Annotated in this window: 2 protein-coding genes; both read right to left on the reverse strand. The window is 65.7% G+C overall.

Translation table 11 applies throughout. The features are described from left to right. Positions 1 to 1,224 (reverse strand): aspartate--tRNA ligase (gene aspS / locus I6U14_RS10625; protein WP_296899170.1); only part of this gene is annotated, 1,224 nt, incomplete at its 3' end. A gap of 188 nt (positions 1,225 to 1,412) precedes the next feature. After that, the gene (locus I6U14_RS10630) at positions 1,413 to 1,877 is read right to left on the reverse strand and encodes a DUF302 domain-containing protein (RefSeq protein WP_296899171.1); all 465 of its coding nucleotides are present in this window, start codon (positions 1,875 to 1,877) and stop codon (positions 1,413 to 1,415) included. Positions 1,878 to 1,915: the final 38 nt, after the last annotated feature.

Below are 1,915 nucleotides of genomic sequence, written 5' to 3' on the forward strand. Positions count from 1 at the left end.
GTTGACGACCACGGCCTTGTCGGCGCCGAAGAAGACCAGGTCGCCGTTCTCCGCGCCCGTGCGCTCCATGATGCCGGCGACGGCGCTGTCCGGCAGGAACTTCAGGATGGGCGATTGCAGCCCCTCGCGGCCCTGCCCGGTCCAGTCGTTGACCTTGATGTAGGCGAGCCCCTTGGCGCCGTAGATGCCGACGAACTTGGTGTAGTCGTCGATCTCCTTGCGCGAGAGCTCACCGCCGCCCGGCAGACGCAGCGCGACGACACGGCCTTCGGGGTCCGCCGCAGGGCCGGAGAAGACCTTGAACTCGACATCGCCCATCAGGTCTGCGACGTCGATGAGCTCCAGCGGCACGCGCAGGTCCGGGCGGTCGGAGCCGAAGCGGCGCATGGCCTCGGCGTAGGTCATGCGCGGGAAGGGGTCCGGCAGATCGACGTCCAGCACCTGCTTGAACAGGGTGCGCATCATCCGCTCCATCAGGCCCGTCAGCTCGGCTTCGTCGAGGAAAGAGGTCTCGATGTCGAGCTGGGTGAACTCGGGCTGGCGGTCGGCGCGCAGGTCCTCATCGCGGAAGCACCGGGCAATCTGGTAATAGCGATCGAAGCCCGACATCATCAAGAGCTGCTTGAACAGCTGCGGCGACTGCGGCAGGGCGTAGAACTCGCCCGGATGGACGCGGCTCGGCACCAGGTAGTCACGGGCGCCCTCAGGGGTGGACTTGGTGAGGATGGGCGTCTCGATGTCGAGGAAGCCCTCAGCGTCCAAGAAAGCCCGCAGGGTCGCCGTGATGCGGCTTCGCACGCGCAGACGCGCCTGCATCTCCGGGCGGCGCAGATCGATATAGCGATAGCGCAGTCGGACCTCTTCCGAGGTGTCCGAATGGTAGTCTTCCAGCTGAAAGGGCGGCGTCTCGGCGCGGTTCAGCACCTCGAGCGACTGCGCCAGCACCTCCACCTCGCCGGTGGCCATGTTCGGATTCTCGGTGCCCTCCGGCCGGCGGCGCACCCGGCCTTCCACGGCGAGGACGTACTCGCTGCGGACCTGCTCGGCCAGCGCAAACATCTCTGGACGGTCCGGGTCGAAGACCACCTGTACCAGGCCGCTGCGATCGCGCAGGTCCACGAAGATGACCCCGCCGTGGTCGCGGCGGCGGTGTACCCAGCCGCTGAGCCGGACCGTCTCATCGATGAGTCCGGCGTGAAGATCGCCGCAATAGTGACTGCGCATGCCGTTGGATCCCGTGGCTGAAGAGCAAGGATGACCCTGGAGCGGGCCTGCAAAAGCCCTCTAAAGTACTGAGCCGCGCGCCCACCCGCAAGGGCCGGGCACAGGATTGACCGACCGGGCTTGCCGAGCCCGGCCGGTCGGTGCCTGATCAGTGACTTGGGACGGTGGTGGCCGCTCAGAGCGAGCAGTCAGCGCGTGAAGGCAAGAATGGCCTCATCCTCCGCGGCGATGTCACCGAGCACTGGACCCACCTCCGCGCCCATCAGCTTCGACATCAGCTGCATATTCATGGTGGACACATAGGTGCGGCCGTCAGATTTTTCGTAGACGGCGATGGAGCACGGCGCCATCACCGACACGTACTTGGAATCATCGCTCCCGAACATGCGCGTTGCGAAGTCCGGCGAGCAAAGCTTCAGCACGGTGATCCGGCCCGGATCCGGCCGCCCTCGCGCGGTCAGTGCCTGCTGGAAATCGAAGCTTCGAGGCACCTCCCAGCCGTGGGCATGGGCGTTCGCGGTGATCCGCTCGATGGTGGCCTCGAAACCGAGCGGACTCTCCCGCTCCTGGATCATGACAGAACCCAGGGAGCAGCCGACGAGCCACGTCAGGGCAGCGACAGATGCAAGCAACCGAGCAATGCGGGCGTTCATTGGCCTCCTCCCTCTGATGTCGATCTCTCAAGGAGATA

The organism is Thiohalocapsa sp. (assembly GCF_019695415.1).
In the GTDB taxonomy this organism is placed as follows: domain Bacteria; phylum Pseudomonadota; class Gammaproteobacteria; order Chromatiales; family Chromatiaceae; genus Thiohalocapsa.

Excerpts from the sequence above, each read along its gene's own strand:
- I6U14_RS10630 (WP_296899171.1), bottom strand. The coding sequence starts at position 1,877 with ATGAACGCCCGCATTGCTCGGTTGCTTGCATCTGTCGCTGCCCTGACG.